Annotated in this window: 17 protein-coding genes; 13 read left to right on the forward strand and 4 right to left on the reverse strand. The window is 62.7% G+C overall.

All coding sequences use genetic code 11. The features are described from left to right. Window positions 1-25: 25 nt before the first annotated feature. The gene (locus tag BXE_RS01390) at window positions 26-1,606 is read right to left on the reverse strand and encodes a S41 family peptidase (protein ID WP_011486656.1); all 1,581 of its coding nucleotides are present in this window, start codon (window positions 1,604-1,606) and stop codon (window positions 26-28) included. 306 nt (window positions 1,607-1,912) lie between these two features. Then, on the reverse strand, window positions 1,913-2,659 hold the full coding sequence (gene gpmA, locus BXE_RS01395; RefSeq protein ID WP_011486657.1) for a 2,3-diphosphoglycerate-dependent phosphoglycerate mutase: 747 nt from the start codon (window positions 2,657-2,659) through the stop codon (window positions 1,913-1,915). A gap of 136 nt (window positions 2,660-2,795) precedes the next feature. On the opposite strand from gpmA, the gene BXE_RS01400 reads away from it, so the two are divergent. The 5 genes from BXE_RS01400 (at window position 2,796) to BXE_RS01420 (ending at window position 5,771) form a co-directional block, all read left to right on the forward strand. Next, window positions 2,796-3,221, forward strand: a complete 426-nt coding sequence (locus BXE_RS01400; protein ID WP_011486658.1) for a rhodanese-like domain-containing protein — start codon at window positions 2,796-2,798, stop codon at window positions 3,219-3,221. Beyond that, entirely contained in the window at window positions 3,218-3,481 is a 264-nt protein-coding gene (grxC, locus tag BXE_RS01405; RefSeq protein WP_007179466.1) for a glutaredoxin 3, read from the forward strand. The genes BXE_RS01400 and grxC overlap by 4 nt, the downstream gene beginning before the upstream one ends. Window positions 3,482-3,633: 152 nt before the next feature. Then, window positions 3,634-4,104, forward strand: coding sequence for a protein-export chaperone SecB (secB, locus tag BXE_RS01410; protein WP_011486659.1), 471 nt, complete (start codon window positions 3,634-3,636; stop codon window positions 4,102-4,104). A gap of 22 nt (window positions 4,105-4,126) precedes the next feature. Then, entirely contained in the window at window positions 4,127-5,125 is a 999-nt protein-coding gene (locus BXE_RS01415; RefSeq protein WP_038457032.1) for an NAD(P)H-dependent glycerol-3-phosphate dehydrogenase, read from the forward strand. 97 nt (window positions 5,126-5,222) lie between these two features. Next, window positions 5,223-5,771, forward strand: a complete 549-nt coding sequence (locus tag BXE_RS01420; RefSeq protein ID WP_011486661.1) for an O-acetyl-ADP-ribose deacetylase — start codon at window positions 5,223-5,225, stop codon at window positions 5,769-5,771. Here the strand turns inward: BXE_RS01420 and trmL are convergent. Continuing rightward, window positions 5,744-6,214, reverse strand: a complete 471-nt coding sequence (trmL, locus tag BXE_RS01425; RefSeq protein ID WP_011486662.1) for a tRNA (uridine(34)/cytosine(34)/5-carboxymethylaminomethyluridine(34)-2'-O)-methyltransferase TrmL — start codon at window positions 6,212-6,214, stop codon at window positions 5,744-5,746. The genes BXE_RS01420 and trmL overlap by 28 nt on opposite strands. Before the next feature lie 18 nt (window positions 6,215-6,232). Further along, window positions 6,233-7,018, reverse strand: coding sequence for a ComF family protein (locus tag BXE_RS01430; RefSeq protein WP_011486663.1), 786 nt, complete (start codon window positions 7,016-7,018; stop codon window positions 6,233-6,235). Window positions 7,019-7,102: 84 nt separating this feature from the next. On the opposite strand from BXE_RS01430, the gene BXE_RS01435 reads away from it, so the two are divergent. The 8 genes from BXE_RS01435 to BXE_RS01470 all read left to right on the forward strand — a co-directional run bounded on the left by BXE_RS01435 (window position 7,103) and on the right by BXE_RS01470 (window position 14,324). Further along, on the forward strand, window positions 7,103-8,068 hold the full coding sequence (locus BXE_RS01435; RefSeq protein ID WP_038457029.1) for a methyltransferase domain-containing protein: 966 nt from the start codon (window positions 7,103-7,105) through the stop codon (window positions 8,066-8,068). A gap of 303 nt (window positions 8,069-8,371) precedes the next feature. Beyond that, a complete protein-coding gene (locus BXE_RS01440; protein ID WP_011486665.1) occupies window positions 8,372-8,845 on the forward strand; it encodes a DUF2244 domain-containing protein in 474 nt (157 codons plus the stop codon). Window positions 8,846-8,911: 66 nt separating this feature from the next. After that, on the forward strand, window positions 8,912-10,528 hold the full coding sequence (coxB, locus tag BXE_RS01445; protein WP_011486666.1) for a cytochrome c oxidase subunit II: 1,617 nt from the start codon (window positions 8,912-8,914) through the stop codon (window positions 10,526-10,528). Window positions 10,529-10,572: 44 nt separating this feature from the next. Continuing rightward, window positions 10,573-12,186 carry a cytochrome c oxidase subunit I gene (gene ctaD / locus BXE_RS01450; protein ID WP_007179457.1) on the forward strand — a complete coding sequence of 538 codons (1,614 nt, stop codon included), beginning with the start codon at window positions 10,573-10,575 and terminating at the stop codon, window positions 12,184-12,186. Between the two features lie 112 nt (window positions 12,187-12,298). Continuing rightward, window positions 12,299-12,433: a cytochrome oxidase small assembly protein gene (locus tag BXE_RS47035; protein ID WP_007179456.1), complete on the forward strand. Its 135-nt coding sequence runs from the start codon at window positions 12,299-12,301 to the stop codon at window positions 12,431-12,433. A gap of 42 nt (window positions 12,434-12,475) precedes the next feature. Continuing rightward, window positions 12,476-13,090 (forward strand): cytochrome c oxidase assembly protein, encoded by a 615-nt coding sequence (locus tag BXE_RS01460; RefSeq protein WP_011486667.1) that lies wholly within the window; start codon window positions 12,476-12,478, stop codon window positions 13,088-13,090. Between the two features lie 35 nt (window positions 13,091-13,125). After that, window positions 13,126-13,335 (forward strand): DUF2970 domain-containing protein, encoded by a 210-nt coding sequence (locus BXE_RS01465; RefSeq protein WP_011486668.1) that lies wholly within the window; start codon window positions 13,126-13,128, stop codon window positions 13,333-13,335. A 131-nt stretch (window positions 13,336-13,466) separates the two neighbouring features. Continuing rightward, entirely contained in the window at window positions 13,467-14,324 is an 858-nt protein-coding gene (locus tag BXE_RS01470) for a cytochrome c oxidase subunit 3 (protein ID WP_007179453.1), read from the forward strand. Window positions 14,325-14,360: the final 36 nt, after the last annotated feature.

The raw sequence follows: 14,360 nt of genomic DNA on the forward strand, positions 1-14,360 counted from the left end.
AAGGCACGTTGGGCTCGATGCCTGGTTAGTTGCTTGGCGTAGCAGGCGCCGAGGCCGGAGCCGATGCACCGGGCACCGGTTGCGTGGGCTTGACCGCGACCGGCGCGGAAGCCGACGCCGGTGGCTTGTTCTGCGCGAGACGACGCTCGGTCAGCGACTTCGACTCCTGCACCGGCTTGCCTTCCAGCTTGTTCAGAGCCTGTTGCAGCATGAAGTCGTCGGCCGAACCGAATTCCACCGGCTTGCGCTCACGATCCTTCTGACGCTGTTCCGGCGTCTTCTTGTCGTTCTGCTCTTCAAGCTGGCGCAACTGGTCCATGCGTTCCTGTTCGCGCTGTTCCGCTTCCTTCTTCTCGTTCGGGTCCTGCGTATTCGCAAGGTGATTCGAGTAGTCGACTTCGCGGGTGACGAGCGCGTCGTCCGGATCGCCTTCCGCGTATTGGTCGACCGCGATGTCAGGGCGGATGCCTTTGTTCTGGATCGAACGGCCGCTCGGCGTGTAGTAGTACGCCGTGGTCAGACGCAGTGCCGTGTCCGCCGTCATGGGCCGCACGGTCTGCACCGAACCTTTGCCGAAGGTGGTCTTGCCGACGATCAGCGCACGGTGCTGATCCTGCAGCGCGCCCGCGACGATTTCCGACGCCGACGCGGAGTACGCGTTGGTCAGCACGATCATCGGCACGGTCTTGAAGATGGGCGCTTCGTCCTTCAGCGGATCGCTGTCGAAAGACTGCAGGCGGTAGTTGTCGTAAGTGTCGCGATAGACCTGCTTCGAATCCGGAATCTGGCCGTTGGTGGACACCACCACCGAATTCGGCGGCAGGAACGCGCCGGCTACGCCGACCGCGCTTTGCAGCAGACCGCCGCCGTTATTGCGCAGGTCGAGCACGAGACCTTTCAGATTCGGCTGCTGACGCGCGATGTCCTGCAGCTTCGCGGCCAGATCAGGCGTGGTGCGTTCCTGGAAGCTGGTGATACGCACATAGGCGTAACCCGGCGCGAGGATCTTCATCTTGACCGACTGGACCTTGATGATCGCGCGCGTCACGGTGAGCGGGAACGTGCGGTCGTCGGTCTTGCGGAAGATGGTGAGCGTGACCTTGGTGCCCGGGTCGCCGCGCATCTGCTTGACCGCCTGGTCGAGCGTCATGCCGCGCACGGGTTTGTCGTTGATACGCGTGATCAGGTCGCCCGGACGGATGCCGGCGCGGAACGCGGGCGTGTCTTCGATCGGCGAAATCACTTTGATCAGGCCGTCTTCCGACGAGATCTCGATGCCGAGACCGGCGAAGCGACCCTTGGTCTGCTCCTGCAGTTCCTCGTAATCGGTCTTGTCGAGATACGACGAGTGCGGGTCGAGGCTCGACACCATGCCCTTGATGGCGGCGGTGAGAAGCTTTTTGTCGTCGACCGGTTCGACGTATTCATGCTTGATTTGCCCGAACACTTCGGCAAACAGCCGGAGCTGGTCCAGCGGCAGCGGTGCAACGGCGCTGGAGGCGGCGCTAGCCGGTTGCTGCGCCGAAGCGGAAAGCTGCAGAGTGGCAAATACACCGGTAGCAAGGCCCGCGGCAATCAGGCCGATATTTTTCAGGTTCTTTCGCATAGAGTCTGTTGCGGTCGGAAGCGCGTGGCAGCGTCGATAGAGATGGGGACGGACAAGTATAACTGCACACCCGCCAAGTCAGGGCGGAGCGCAGGCAATCGTGATTCGACAGCACGGGGCGGACCTGGTTCGTGAGATCGGGCCCGCCAGGCCGAAGTAATGTGCCGTAACAGGATTGATCGCGGCCGGAAAGAAGGCGCGCGCGAATGAGGCGAGCCGCGCCGACCGGTATGTCTTGCCGGTCGGTGCGGCCGTTAGCCGCCATTCGCTTCGTTTCTGACGGCAACATGGCGGCGAGATGGCAAATCAGCCTGCCTTTCCCTGCCTGGCGACTGCGGCCTGCGCCTTGGCGATCGCTTCCTGGTCGCCCAGATAGTAGTGCTTGATTGGCCGCAGGTTTTCGTCGAGTTCGTAAACGAGCGGCACGCCGTTCGGAATATTCAGACCGACGATGTCGTTGTCCGAAATATCGTCGAGGTATTTGACGAGCGCGCGGATCGAATTGCCGTGGGCGGCGATCAGCACCTGGCGGCCCGACTTGATGGCCGGCGCAATCGACTCGTTCCACAGGGGCAGAACGCGCGCGACCGTGTCCTTCAGGCATTCGGTGAGCGGCAACTGTTCGCGCGGCACTTTGGCGTAGCGCGGATCGTTGTAGGGCGCGCGCTCGTCCGTCGGCTCGAGAGCGGGCGGCGGCGTGTCGTAGCTGCGGCGCCAGACCAGCACCTGTTCGTCGCCGAATCTGGCGGCCGTCTCAGCCTTGTTCAGACCCGACAGCGCACCGTAGTGCCGTTCGTTCAGACGCCACGAATGGACCACCGGCAGGTACATCAGATCCATCTTGTCCTGCACGTGCCACAAGGTGCGGATCGCGCGCTTGAGCACCGACGTGTAGGCGATGTCGAACGTGTAGCCCGAATCCTTCAGCAGCACGCCCGCTTGCTGCGCCTCATTGTTGCCCTGCTCGGTGAGGTCGACGTCGACCCAGCCCGTGAAGCGGTTTTCCTTGTTCCACGTCGATTCGCCGTGGCGGATGAGAACGAGTTTGTACATGAGATTGCCGGTCGGTAGTGAGGAAGCGGTAAAGCGCTGCGGGGTCCTCCGGAGGAGCGCCGCCATCGCGTCAGACGGTTATTTTATAATGGGTGGATTGCCCTTTTCGATTTCTCTCTTTTTCGGCGGATTTTCCGTGAAGTTTTTCACTGATTACACAAACCTTGTACTGATCGCTATCGTCCTCATCTCCGGTGGGTTGCTGCTGTGGCCGACGATCAGCCGGCGCGGCCGCGGCGGCCTGTCGGCCGCTGAAGCCACTCAACTGATCAACCGGCGCAATGCGGCGGTCATCGACCTGCGTCCATCCGCCGACTTCGCCAAAGGGCATTTGCCCGCGGCACGGCACCTTGAATTTGCGGAGCTGCAGGCGAAGGTCGCGCAACTCGTGAAGAACAAGACCAACCCGGTACTGCTGGTATGCCAGACCGGCCAGCAGTCGAACAAGGCAGCGCGTATCGTGCAGGATGCAGGGTATGCGGAAGTCCATGTTCTCGAAGGCGGTGTCGACGCCTGGCAGAAAGCCGGCATGCCGGTTGTGAAACAAGGAGTAGCCAAGTGAACAAAGTGATCATGTACAGCACCCAGGTGTGCCCATATTGCCAGATGGCCGAACGTCTTTTAAAGTCGCGCGGCGTCGAGCACGTTGAAAAGGTACTGATCGACAAAGACCCGGCCCGTCGTGAAGAAATGATGACCCGGACCGGTCGTCGCACGGTGCCGCAAGTGTTCATCGGCGAGACGCATGTCGGCGGGTACGATGACCTTTCCGCGCTCGATCGCGCGGGCGGTTTGATGCCGCTGCTCGAAGCAACCGCCTGAATTCGCGCGCCCGCAGGCGCGTGAAAAACGGCGGCTGAACACCAAGCCGGCGCGTCTCCGCCTCATCCGGGCGGGCGGCGTGCCGCAACGATCTGGCGGCCCATGCGTGCATGGGCCGCCGCTATGCATACCTATCAGGGAATCACTTCATCATGTCCGACGAGAATAACCAGCCGTTCTTCAACATCCAGCGTATCTATCTGAAGGACATGTCGCTCGAGCAGCCGAATTCGCCGGGCATCTTCCTCGAGCAGGAAATGCCGTCGGTCGAAGTCGAAGTCGACGTGAAGGCCGAGCGCCTCGCCGAGACGGTGTTCGAAATCCTCGTCACGGGCACGGTCACGGCCAAGGTGTCGGACAAGGTTGCGTTCCTGATCGAAGCCAAGCAAGCCGGCATTTTCGACATCCGCAATATTCCCGCCGAGCAGATCGACCCGCTGGTCGGCATTGCCTGCCCGACCATCCTGTTCCCGTACCTGCGCTCGAACATCGCCGACGCGATCACCCGCGCCGGTTTCCCGCCGATCCACCTCGCCGAGATCAACTTCCAGGCACTGTACGAGCAACGCCTCGCGCAGATGGGCGGCCAGGACGGCGCGGCGCAAAACGGCGTCACGCACTAAGGTGTCGCGAGCAGTGCCGGCTATGAAGGTTGCCGTCCTCGGCGCCGGCGCATGGGGCACCGCGCTCGCCGGCCATCTGGCCGTACGGCACGACACAGTGTTGTGGGCGCGCCAGCCCGCGCTCATTGCCGATCTCCGCGCTTCACACGAAAACGCCCGCTATCTGGCGGGCGTTGCGTTGCCGCCGGCGCTTCGCTATGAAACGGATCTGAACGCAGCGCTCGACCACGCGCTCGCCGACAACGCGTTATGCGTCGTGGCAACCCCCGTGGCCGGACTGCGCGGTCTGTTCCGGGCCATGCGCGATGCAGGCAAAGTGCCGGCGCATGTGGTGTGGCTGTGCAAAGGTTTTGAAGCCGACTCGCAGTTGATGCCACATCAGGTGGTCGCGGCCGAACTGCCGGAGCACGGCAGCAACGGCGTGCTGTCGGGTCCGAGTTTTGCGCGTGAAGTCGGGCAGGGCTTGCCGGTCGCGTTGACCATCGCCAGCGCTTCGGCGGCGTGCCGCGAGCGCACGGTGGCCGCGTTCCATCACGGCGCCATGCGCATCTATACCGGCGACGACGTCGTCGGCGTGGAAGTGGGCGGCGCGGTGAAAAACGTGCTTGCCATTGCCACGGGCATTGCCGATGGACTCGGGCTCGGTCTGAACGCGCGTGCGGCATTGATCACGCGCGGCCTCGCTGAAATGTCGCGCCTCGGCGTGACGCTCGGCGGCCGTGCGGAAACCTTCACCGGTTTGACCGGCCTGGGCGATCTGATCCTGACCGCCACCGGCGATCTGTCGCGCAATCGCACGGTCGGCCTGCAACTCGCTGCGGGCCGCACGCTCGACGATATTCTCGGCGGCCTCGGTCACGTGGCCGAAGGCGTGCGTTGCGCGCAAGCGGTTCTTGCGATCGCCCGCGCACATGCAATCGAGATGCCTATCACGCAGGCGGTGTGTGCCGTTCTGTTCGACGGCGTGGCTCCGCGCGACGCCGTCAGCGCCCTGCTGCGGCGCGACTCCAAAGCCGAATAAGCCTTGTCTATCAGCCGTTTGGCGCGCAAAAGCGCTGAACGACTGCCCGCTATCGCTGTCCACGTTTTTATCGACGCTACGGATCAGCGAGGTTCCCATGCTCCGTTTCAATCGTTGCACGCTCGAAGCACGCGTGGTCGACATCACCGAACTCGCCGTGGATGCGATCGTCAATGCCGCGAACACGTCGTTATTGGGCGGAGGCGGCGTGGATGGCGCGATTCATCGCGCGGCCGGCAAGGAATTGATCCGCGAGTGCGAGACGCTCGGCGGCTGCGCGACCGGCGACGCGAAGCTGACACGCGGCTACCGCTTGCCGGCCAGATACGTGATTCACGCAGTGGGTCCGCGCTGGCGGGGCGGCGGGCATGGCGAGGCCGATTTACTGGCGTCCTGCTACCAGCGTTCGCTCGAGGTGGCGCGCGAGGCGCAGTGCACGAGCATTGCGTTCCCCGCGATCAGTTGCGGTATCTACCATTTTCCCGCCGACGAGGCCGTGCGGATTGCGCTCGGCACGGTGCTCGCCACCTTGCCGCGTACGCCGCAGATCGAACAGGTGGTGTTCGCCTGTTTCGACGACGCCATGTTCGCGCGCTACGAAGCTGAATTGATGCGCCGTCAGGCGCCGCCTTCGAAGCCGGTCTGACGCCAGGCCTCGAACACCACGACAGCGACGGTATTCGACAGGTTCAGGCTGCGGTTGCCCGGCCGCATGGGCAGGCGCACGCGCTGTTCGTCGGCGAACTGGCCGAGCACCGGGTCGGGCAGGCCGCGCGTTTCGGCGCCGAACACGAACCAGTCGCCGGATTGAAACGCGCGCTCGTGAAAGCGGCCCGAGCCGCGCGTAGTGAACGCGAACATGCGCGCCGGGTCCGGCGATTCTTTGGCGATGAACGCCGCCCAGTCGGCATGCACGTTCATTTGCGCGTACTCGTGATAGTCGAGGCCGGCGCGGCGCATTCTGGCGTCGTCGAGCGGAAAGCCGAGCGGTTCGATCAGATGCAGCCGGGCGCCGGTGTTGGCGCACAGACGGATCACGTTGCCGGTGTTCGGCGGGATTTCCGGTTCTACGAGAACGACATTGAACATGGTGAGCTCAGGTTGAGACTAGTTTTTCGGCGTGCGCAGCGCGACGAAGTTGGTGACCTGGCGCGCACCGGCGGCCTTGAGCGTGCGTGCCAGCGCTTCGAGCGTCGCGCCGGTCGTCATCACATCGTCGACAATGCCGACGTGCAGGCCTTGCACGGATCCTGCAACCTTGAAAGCGCGGCCTACGTTCAGGCGGCGGGCGTCGAGATCGAGCCGCGACTGCGGCGCGGTGTGAATCACCCGATGCAGCAAGGTTGCGTCGCTGCGCACATGCAGCGCGCGAGCCAATGGCCTCGCGATCTGCCACGCCTGGTTATAGCCGCGCTCGACGAGGCGTTTTCTGGCAAGCGGCACGGGCGCGATTACATCGGGCCATTCGGCAAGCTCCAGCCACGAGTCCTGGGCAAGACGCGCAAGGCGTTGCCCGAACTCGTGCGCCAGCATCAGGCGGGCGCGGAATTTCAGGCCGACCGCGAGGGTGTCGAGCGGCGCCCGGTAGTCGGCAAGGGCGAAGGTGGCGTCGAACGGCGGCGGCTCGCCGGCGCAATCCGCGCACCGGTACTGCGTGCGGGCCGCCCATTGCGTGACGGATAGCGGCACCGCGCAGACGGTGCATCGCAACCGCTCTTCATTCCAGTAGGCCGCGTCGCAACCGGCGCAAATTGTCGTATGCGACAAATTGCCACATAACGCACACAGATTGGGCAGCGCAACCTGCGCGACGCGCGGCCATGCCGAATGCACGGCGCGCGCAAAACGCGCGAACCGGCTGCCGGAAAACGACGAAATGGACCGGAGTGGCATGACTGGGCTGTCCGCGGAGGCCTTCCACGCTGAATGGAGGGAAACGAACGAGTATACTTCGGGCTCTACGCCAGCACGACACTCATGTCCCCAACTCCCGCTCAATCAGGCCGTCCGGCCTATGATTCCCAGCGCCTCCGGCGGATCTTCGACCGCCGCGCGTCGACTTTCAGCGAAGTCGCGTTCCTGCCGCGCGAAATCGCGCAGCGCATGCGCGAGCGTCTCGACTACATCAAGGTCACGCCGTCGAGCGTGCTCGACGCCGGCTGCGGCATGGGTGAAGACATTCCGGCTTTGCGCGAGCGCTTTCCCGAGGCGCCGGTGTTCGGCTCCGACCTGTCGCACGGCATGCTCACGCGCGCGCTGCAGCACGATTCGGGCGACACGAGTTGGCGACGCTTTTTGCCGGCCACGCTCGGCAAGGCGCTCGGCGCCCGCGGACCGCGCTTCGCGCAAGCCGACTTTTCGGCGCTGCCGTTCGCGGCCGGCGCCTTCGAATTTATCTGGTCCAATCTGGCGCTGCACTGGCACTCACGGCCCGACCTCGTGTTTCCCGAATGGCAGCGTGTGCTGAAAGTGAACGGCTTGCTGATGTTCAGCACGCTCGGTCCCGACTCGCTCAAGGAGCTGCGCGGCGCCTATGCCGAAGTCGAGGCCGCGCACGGCGTTGCCTCGCGCAAGCATGTGATCGATTTCGTCGATATGCATGATCTCGGCGATATGCTGGTCGAAAGCGGCTTCGAGATACCCGTGATGGACCAGGAAGTCCTGACCATTACCTATAAGTCTCCCGAATCGCTGCTCGCCGACGTGCGCCGCTGGGGCGCCTATCCGTTCGAGCGCGAAGCGTCGTCGGGCGCCGTCGCGCGCAGGCTGCACAAGGCTTTGCTGGCGGCCCTCGAAGCCCGCCGGCGCGCCGACGGCACGCTCGCGCTGACCTTCGAGGTGATCTATGGACACGCATGGAAAGCCGTGCCGCGCACCACGGCCGAAGGTCATGGGATCGTGCGGATCGAGGACATCGGGCGGGGTTCGGCAAGGAATCGTTGAGGAATCGATGAGGCGGTAAAGACGGCATCTGTTATGCCTGAAATTAGCGCTTCAAAAGACCCGCAAAAGGTGCGTCAAAACCGCGCGGAGGCTTGTCGCGCCTGGCTTGTGGGCGAATCGACGCTTGCTTGTGGATGCTATGGATCGCGCCTATAATGCGTCAGTTTGTCGCCCGGAGTTCCCACATTTGGGGCGGCAGGCCCGAGGCACAGGGCAGCAAGATAAGATGACGTGACGGTGGTCGCTCGGCCAGAATAGCGGTCGCAAGCAATGACCGCAGGCGGCGATTCGCGGGAGGCAGCGATGGAAGCATCAGATCTGCTGACGGATTCAGAACCAGTTCTCAAAGACTGGACGATGAAACGCAACTGTTCGATATCGCCGCGGCAGTTCATATGTTTCTACGTGTCGCTTGCGTTTTTCTCGCTGGCAATTGCTTTCATGCTGGTTCTGGTCGGCGCCTGGCTGGTGTTGCCGTTCACCGGTATCGAATTGCTGGCGGTGGGCGTCGCGTTTGCCATATATGCGCGTCATGCTGTGGATTACGAGCGCATCCGGTTGTTTCAGAACCGGCTCGTCATCGAGCAGGTCAGCGCCGAGCAGCTCACGCAGTTCGAGTTCAATCCGCGCTGGGTGCGGATCGAGGCGGGCGCAACGCCGCGCGACCGGATCAAACTGGTCTCGCGCGGCCAGACGATCATGATCGGGCAACATCTCGCGCAGTATCGGCGCGCGCAGTTCGCAGGCGAATTGCGTATGTGGCTCACACGTTGTTAGACGTGTTGAGAGGCGCGGCGTTCACGGGGAGCGCGAGGCAACCTGCCAGCGGGGTCGAGGGTTTGAATGGAAATTTTGGGTAAGGAAGCTATGAAAACAATCAAGCGAGCCCTCATGGGCGTGCTGGCGATGAGCGGACTGCTTTTCGCCGGTGCCGCCCTGGCAGTGGGCGATGTTCCGGGCGGCCCTGCCGTCAACGAGATCAATCTCCAGCCGCCTGCGACGAAAATCGCTGAGGAGCTCTTCAGCCTCCACATGTTCATGCTGGTGCTTTGCACGGTGATTTTCGTCGGCGTGTTCGCCGTGATGTTCTATTCGATCTTTGCCCACCGCAAATCGAAAGGCCACAAGGCTTCGAATTTCCACGAAAGCACCACCGTCGAAATCATCTGGACGATCGTGCCGTTCATCATCGTGGTGTTGATGGCGCTGCCCGCCACCAAGACCGTCGTCGCGATGAAAGACACCACGAATGCCGACCTCACCATCAAGGTCACCGGCTATCAGTGGAAATGGGGCTACGACTACGTGAAGGGCCCGGGCGAAGGCATCAGCTTCCTGTCCACGCTGGCCACGCCGCGTGCGGAAACCGACGGTCGCCAGCCGATCTCCACCACATATCTGCAGGAAGTCGACAATCCGCTGGTCGTTCCGGTCGACAAGAAAATCCGCATCATCACCACCGCGAACGACGTGGTCCACTCCTGGTACGTGCCGGCTTTCGGCGTGAAGCAGGACGCGATTCCGGGTTTCGTGCGCGACACGTGGTTCAAGGCTGAGAAGGTCGGCACGTTCCGGGGCTTCTGTACCGAACTGTGCGGCAAGGAACACGCGTTCATGCCGGTGGTGGTCGAAGTGCTGTCCGCCGACGACTACGCGAAGTGGGTCGACGCGCAGAAGAAGAAAATGGCCGCCGGCCAGGACGATCCGAACAAGACCTACACGATGGCCGAGTTGATGGAACGCGGCGGCAAGGTGTACGCGGCGAACTGCGCGGTCTGCCACCAGCCGACCGGCAAGGGTGCAGGCGCATTCCCGGCGCTCGACGGCAGCAAGATCGCCAACGGTCCGATCGCCGAGCACGTCAGCCTGGTGCTGAAGGGCAAGAACGCGATGCCTTCGTGGGCGCCTACGCTGAACGACGTCGAAATCGCCTCGGTCATCACGTACGAACGTAATTCGTGGGGCAACCACACCGGCGACATTCTCCAGCCCAAGCAGGTTGCGGACGCGCGTAACGGCAAGCTGCCGGAAGGCGGCAACCATCTGGCCGACGCGGGCGCGGCAGCGAGCGGTGCAGAGGCGGCTTCGGGCGCCTCGGGTGCGGAAACGGCAGCGGCCGGCTCGGACAGCGCGGCAGCGCAGGCAACACTTCCGGCCAGCATCTACTTCGACACTGGCAAGAGCACGCTGCCGGCCGAGGCGAAAGCGGCGGTCGAGGCGGCCGCGGCCTACGCGAAGTCGCATCCGGACGCGAAATTCACGCTGTCGGGCTTCACCGACGCCACCGGTTCCGCGGACCTCAACGCGAAACTCGCGAAGAGCCGTGCCGAAGCCGTGCGCGACGCGTTGAAAGCAGCCGGCATTGCCGAAGACCATATTATTTTGAAGAAGCCGGAAACGATCACGGGCGGCAGCGACGCGAAAGAAGCCCGGCGTGTTCAGATCAGCCCGGCTGCCTGACGTGTTCATGGTCAGCACCGCAGTATTCGCTTTAGGAGATTGTCATGTCTAGCATCGGACACGATGTAGTCGCGGGCCACGAGCACGTGCACGGCGACCATGCCCACGAAACGCCGCATGGCTGGCGCCGTTGGCTGTTCGCAACCAATCACAAGGACATCGGTACGCTGTACCTGATCTTCTCGTTCACCATGTTCCTCTCCGGGGGCGTGATGGCGCTGATGATCCGTGCCGAACTGTTCGAGCCGGGCTTGCAGATCATGCGTCCCGAGTTCTTCAACCAGTTGACCACCATGCACGGCCTGATCATGGTGTTCGGCGCGATCATGCCGGCCTTCGTCGGCTTCGCGAACTGGATGGTGCCGCTGCAGATCGGCGCATCGGACATGGCTTTCGCCCGCATGAACAACTTCAGCTTCTGGCTTTTGCCGGTGGCGGCTGTCCTGCTGGTCGGTTCGTTCTTCGCACCCGGCGGCGCGACCGCCGCGGGCTGGACGCTCTACGCGCCGTTGTCCACGCAGATGGGCCCGGGCATGGACTTCGCGATTTTCGCGGTCCACCTGATGGGCGCTTCGTCGATCATGGGCGGGATCAACATCGTCGTGACGATCCTGAACATGCGCGCCCCCGGCCTCACGCTGATGAAGATGCCGATGTTCGTCTGGACGTGGCTGATCACCGCGTACCTGCTGATCGCCGTGATGCCGGTTCTGGCAGGCGCGATCACTATGGTGCTGTTCGACCGTCACTTCGGCACGTCGTTCTTCAACGCGGCAGGCGGCGGCGACCCGGTCATGTACCAGCACATCTTCTGGTTCTTCGGGCACCCCGAGGTGTACATCATGATCCTGCCGGCGTTCGGGATCGTCTCGCAGGTGATTCCGGCGTTCGCGCGCAAGCCGCTGTTCGGCTATAGCTCTATGGTGTATGCAACCTCGTCGATCGCGATTCTGTCGTTCATGGTCTGGGCGCACCACATGTTCGCCACCGGCATGCCGGTGACGGGCCAGCTGTTCTTCATGTACGCAACCATGCTGATCGCCGTGCCGACGGGCGTGAAGGTGTTCAACTGGGTCGCGACGATGTGGCGCGGTTCGCTGAGCTTCGAAACGCCTATGCTGTTCGCGGTCGGCTTCCTGCTGGTGTTCACGTTCGGCGGCCTGTCGGGCCTGATGCTGGCTATGGCGCCGCTCGACATCCAGTATCACGGTACTTATTTCGTGGTGGCGCACTTCCACTATGTGCTGGTGGCGGGCTCGCTCTTCGCGCTGTTCGCCGGCTGGTATTACTGGGCGCCGAAGTGGACCGGCTGGATGTACAACGAAACGCGCGGCAAGATTCACTTCTGGGCGTCGATGTTCTTCTTCAACCTCGCGTTCCTGCCCATGCACTTCGTCGGCCTTGCCGGTATGCCGCGTCGTTACGCTGACTATCCGGCACAGTTCACGGACTGGAACCAGGTCATCACGATCGGCGCGTTCGGCTTCGGTCTGGCGCAGGTCTACTTCCTGTTCGCGGTTGCACTGCCGGCCTATCGTGGCGGTGGCGAACTCGAAAAGGCCGGCGACAAGCCGTGGGACGGCGCAACGGGCCTCGAATGGACCGTGCCGAGCCCGGCTCCGTTCCACACGTTCGAAAACCCGCCGACCGTCGAGTAATTGGCGTACGGTGGGGTGCCGGCTCGGGTGGCGCAGCAGCGCGCCGCCGGAGCCGGCAGCCACGAAAGTCGCGGCGGTACCTGAGTCACGAAACGTATTCAGAAAGTCGAGCATGGCGCGCAATCCTCAAGAAAGACGTACGCCCGAGCAGATTCGCGCGGGCAACCGGCGGATCGGTTTCGTGATGTTCGTGATCGCCGCGGTCTTTTTCGCGAGCGTCATCATTCATCAGAAGTGGTTCTCCTGACGGAACGGTTCAAGTCTGTTTGCAGGTTTGTTGAGGATTGAGATGTCGACGCAACCACCGGCTCAGGCCGACCGTTCTTTTAACCGTCCGATGCTGATCAAGCTGTTCATCGTCGCGTTGATGATGTTCGGTTTCGGCTTCGCTCTGGTGCCGATGTACCGCGCGATCTGCCAGATCACCGGCATCAACAACCTCGTGCAGCGTGATGTCACGGTACGCGAGGCGAAGAACACGCAGGTCGACATGAGCCGCACGATTTCGATCGAATTCGACGCGAACGCGCGCGGCCCGCTGGGTTTCAAGCCGGAGCAGCGCAGTCTCGACGTGCATCCGGGCGAAGTGACAACGGTGATGTACGAGGTGAGCAACGAACAGGCGCGCACGATTCAGGCGCAAGCCATTCCGAGCTACGCGCCGAAGCAGGCCACCGAGTACTTCAGGAAGATCGAGTGTTTTTGTTTTACGCAGCAGACCTTGACGGCGAATCAGACGAAACGGATGCCGGTGGTGTTCGTGGTCGATCCGAAGTTGCCGAAGGACGTGAAAACGATCACGTTGTCGTACACGTTCTTTGAATTGAATACGCCGGTGTCGGCGACAGCCGGAAGCGCGGCGCCCACGGCAAACACGGCGGCCACCGCCGCCAATCCCGCCTGAAGGCTTGCGCCGCAGACGAAGGAAGACGAAACAAGATGAGCGACAACGGCGGCAGCCCGCGCAGAAGCAGTTTTGGCCAGTCGATGCGTGCGGTGTTCTGGTCGTTTTTCGGGGTGCGCAAGCGCCGCGATCTGGAGGCGGACGCCACGCAACTGAACCCGTTGCACGTGATCGCCGCAGCGTTGATCTGTGCGGCAATTTTTATCGTGGTGCTGATTCTGATCGTACGCGCCGTGGTAGGTTGAAGCACCACGCGCACATATGGAATCGGGCGAAGCAGCGCCCAGGAATTAGAGAGAAGCGGTGCGGTATCGACGCGCCGCCGAAGATACAGCCGGAGATTCCGGAACAACTGGACTGAAGTGGAGAATCAAGAATGAGCGGTCAAAACGAGAGCCCGTACTATTTCGTACCGCATCCGTCGCGGCATCCGATCAGCGCCGCTGCTGGGTTGCTGGTCATGCTCGGATCGCTTGCGGCCTGGATCAACGAACATGACTGGGCGCCGATCGGCGTTGTCGCCGGTTTGTTGTGGCTGCTCTTTACGTTGTGGCACTGGTTCGGCGACGCGATCGCCGAGTCGGAAGGCGGCATGTACGGCAAGAATGTCGACAAGTCGTACCGTTGGAGCATGAGCTGGTTCATCTTCTCCGAAGTGATGTTCTTCGGTGCGTTCTTCGGCGCGCTGTTCTATGCGCGTGAAATCGCGCTGCATCAATTGGGCAGCCTCGATTACAAGCTGATCTGGCCGGACTTCTCGGCGGTGTGGCCGAACAACGGTCCGGCAGCGCTGGTCTCGACCTTCAAGTCGATGCAACCGTGGCCGGTGCCGACCATCAACACCGCGCTGCTGCTTTCCTCGGGCGCGACGCTGACGGTATCGCACCACGCGCTGCGTGAAAATCACCGCAAGAAGGCGATCATCTGGCTGGCTGCAACGCTCGTGCTCGGCGTTTGCTTCCTGTTCCTGCAAGGCTTCGAGTATTTCCACGCCTATAACGAACTGAATCTGACGCTGTCGTCGGGCGTGTATGGTTCCACGTTCTTCTTGCTGACGGGCTTCCACGGCTTCCACGTTTTCCTCGGCGGCACGATGCTGGCAGTCGTGCTGGTGCGCATGATCCGCGGTCACTTCACGGCGGACCATCACTTCGCGTTCGAAGGCGCGGCCTGGTATTGGCACTTTGTGGACGTCGTGTGGCTCGGGCTGTACGTCGTCGTGTACTGGCTGTAACGCAGTCTGGCCTGCGCCGGCCGGCAACCCCGCATG

The organism is Paraburkholderia xenovorans LB400 (assembly GCF_000013645.1).
Taxonomy (GTDB): Bacteria; Pseudomonadota; Gammaproteobacteria; order Burkholderiales; family Burkholderiaceae; genus Paraburkholderia; species Paraburkholderia xenovorans.

Excerpts from the sequence above, each read along its gene's own strand:
- BXE_RS01465 (WP_011486668.1), top strand. The coding sequence starts at position 13,126 with ATGAGCGACAACGGCGGCAGCCCGCGCAGAAGCAGTTTTGGCCAGTCG.
- BXE_RS01440 (WP_011486665.1), top strand. The coding sequence starts at position 8,372 with ATGGAAGCATCAGATCTGCTGACGGATTCAGAACCAGTTCTCAAAGAC.
- coxB (WP_011486666.1), top strand. The coding sequence starts at position 8,912 with ATGGAAATTTTGGGTAAGGAAGCTATGAAAACAATCAAGCGAGCCCTC.
- trmL (WP_011486662.1), bottom strand. The coding sequence starts at position 6,214 with ATGTTCAATGTCGTTCTCGTAGAACCGGAAATCCCGCCGAACACCGGC.
- BXE_RS01470 (WP_007179453.1), top strand. The coding sequence starts at position 13,467 with ATGAGCGGTCAAAACGAGAGCCCGTACTATTTCGTACCGCATCCGTCG.
- BXE_RS01415 (WP_038457032.1), top strand. The coding sequence starts at position 4,127 with ATGAAGGTTGCCGTCCTCGGCGCCGGCGCATGGGGCACCGCGCTCGCC.
- BXE_RS01460 (WP_011486667.1), top strand. The coding sequence starts at position 12,476 with ATGTCGACGCAACCACCGGCTCAGGCCGACCGTTCTTTTAACCGTCCG.
- BXE_RS01420 (WP_011486661.1), top strand. The coding sequence starts at position 5,223 with ATGCTCCGTTTCAATCGTTGCACGCTCGAAGCACGCGTGGTCGACATC.
- BXE_RS01435 (WP_038457029.1), top strand. The coding sequence starts at position 7,103 with ATGTCCCCAACTCCCGCTCAATCAGGCCGTCCGGCCTATGATTCCCAG.
- gpmA (WP_011486657.1), bottom strand. The coding sequence starts at position 2,659 with ATGTACAAACTCGTTCTCATCCGCCACGGCGAATCGACGTGGAACAAG.
- secB (WP_011486659.1), top strand. The coding sequence starts at position 3,634 with ATGTCCGACGAGAATAACCAGCCGTTCTTCAACATCCAGCGTATCTAT.
- BXE_RS01390 (WP_011486656.1), bottom strand. The coding sequence starts at position 1,606 with ATGCGAAAGAACCTGAAAAATATCGGCCTGATTGCCGCGGGCCTTGCT.
- ctaD (WP_007179457.1), top strand. The coding sequence starts at position 10,573 with ATGTCTAGCATCGGACACGATGTAGTCGCGGGCCACGAGCACGTGCAC.
- BXE_RS47035 (WP_007179456.1), top strand. The coding sequence starts at position 12,299 with ATGGCGCGCAATCCTCAAGAAAGACGTACGCCCGAGCAGATTCGCGCG.
- BXE_RS01430 (WP_011486663.1), bottom strand. The coding sequence starts at position 7,018 with ATGCCACTCCGGTCCATTTCGTCGTTTTCCGGCAGCCGGTTCGCGCGT.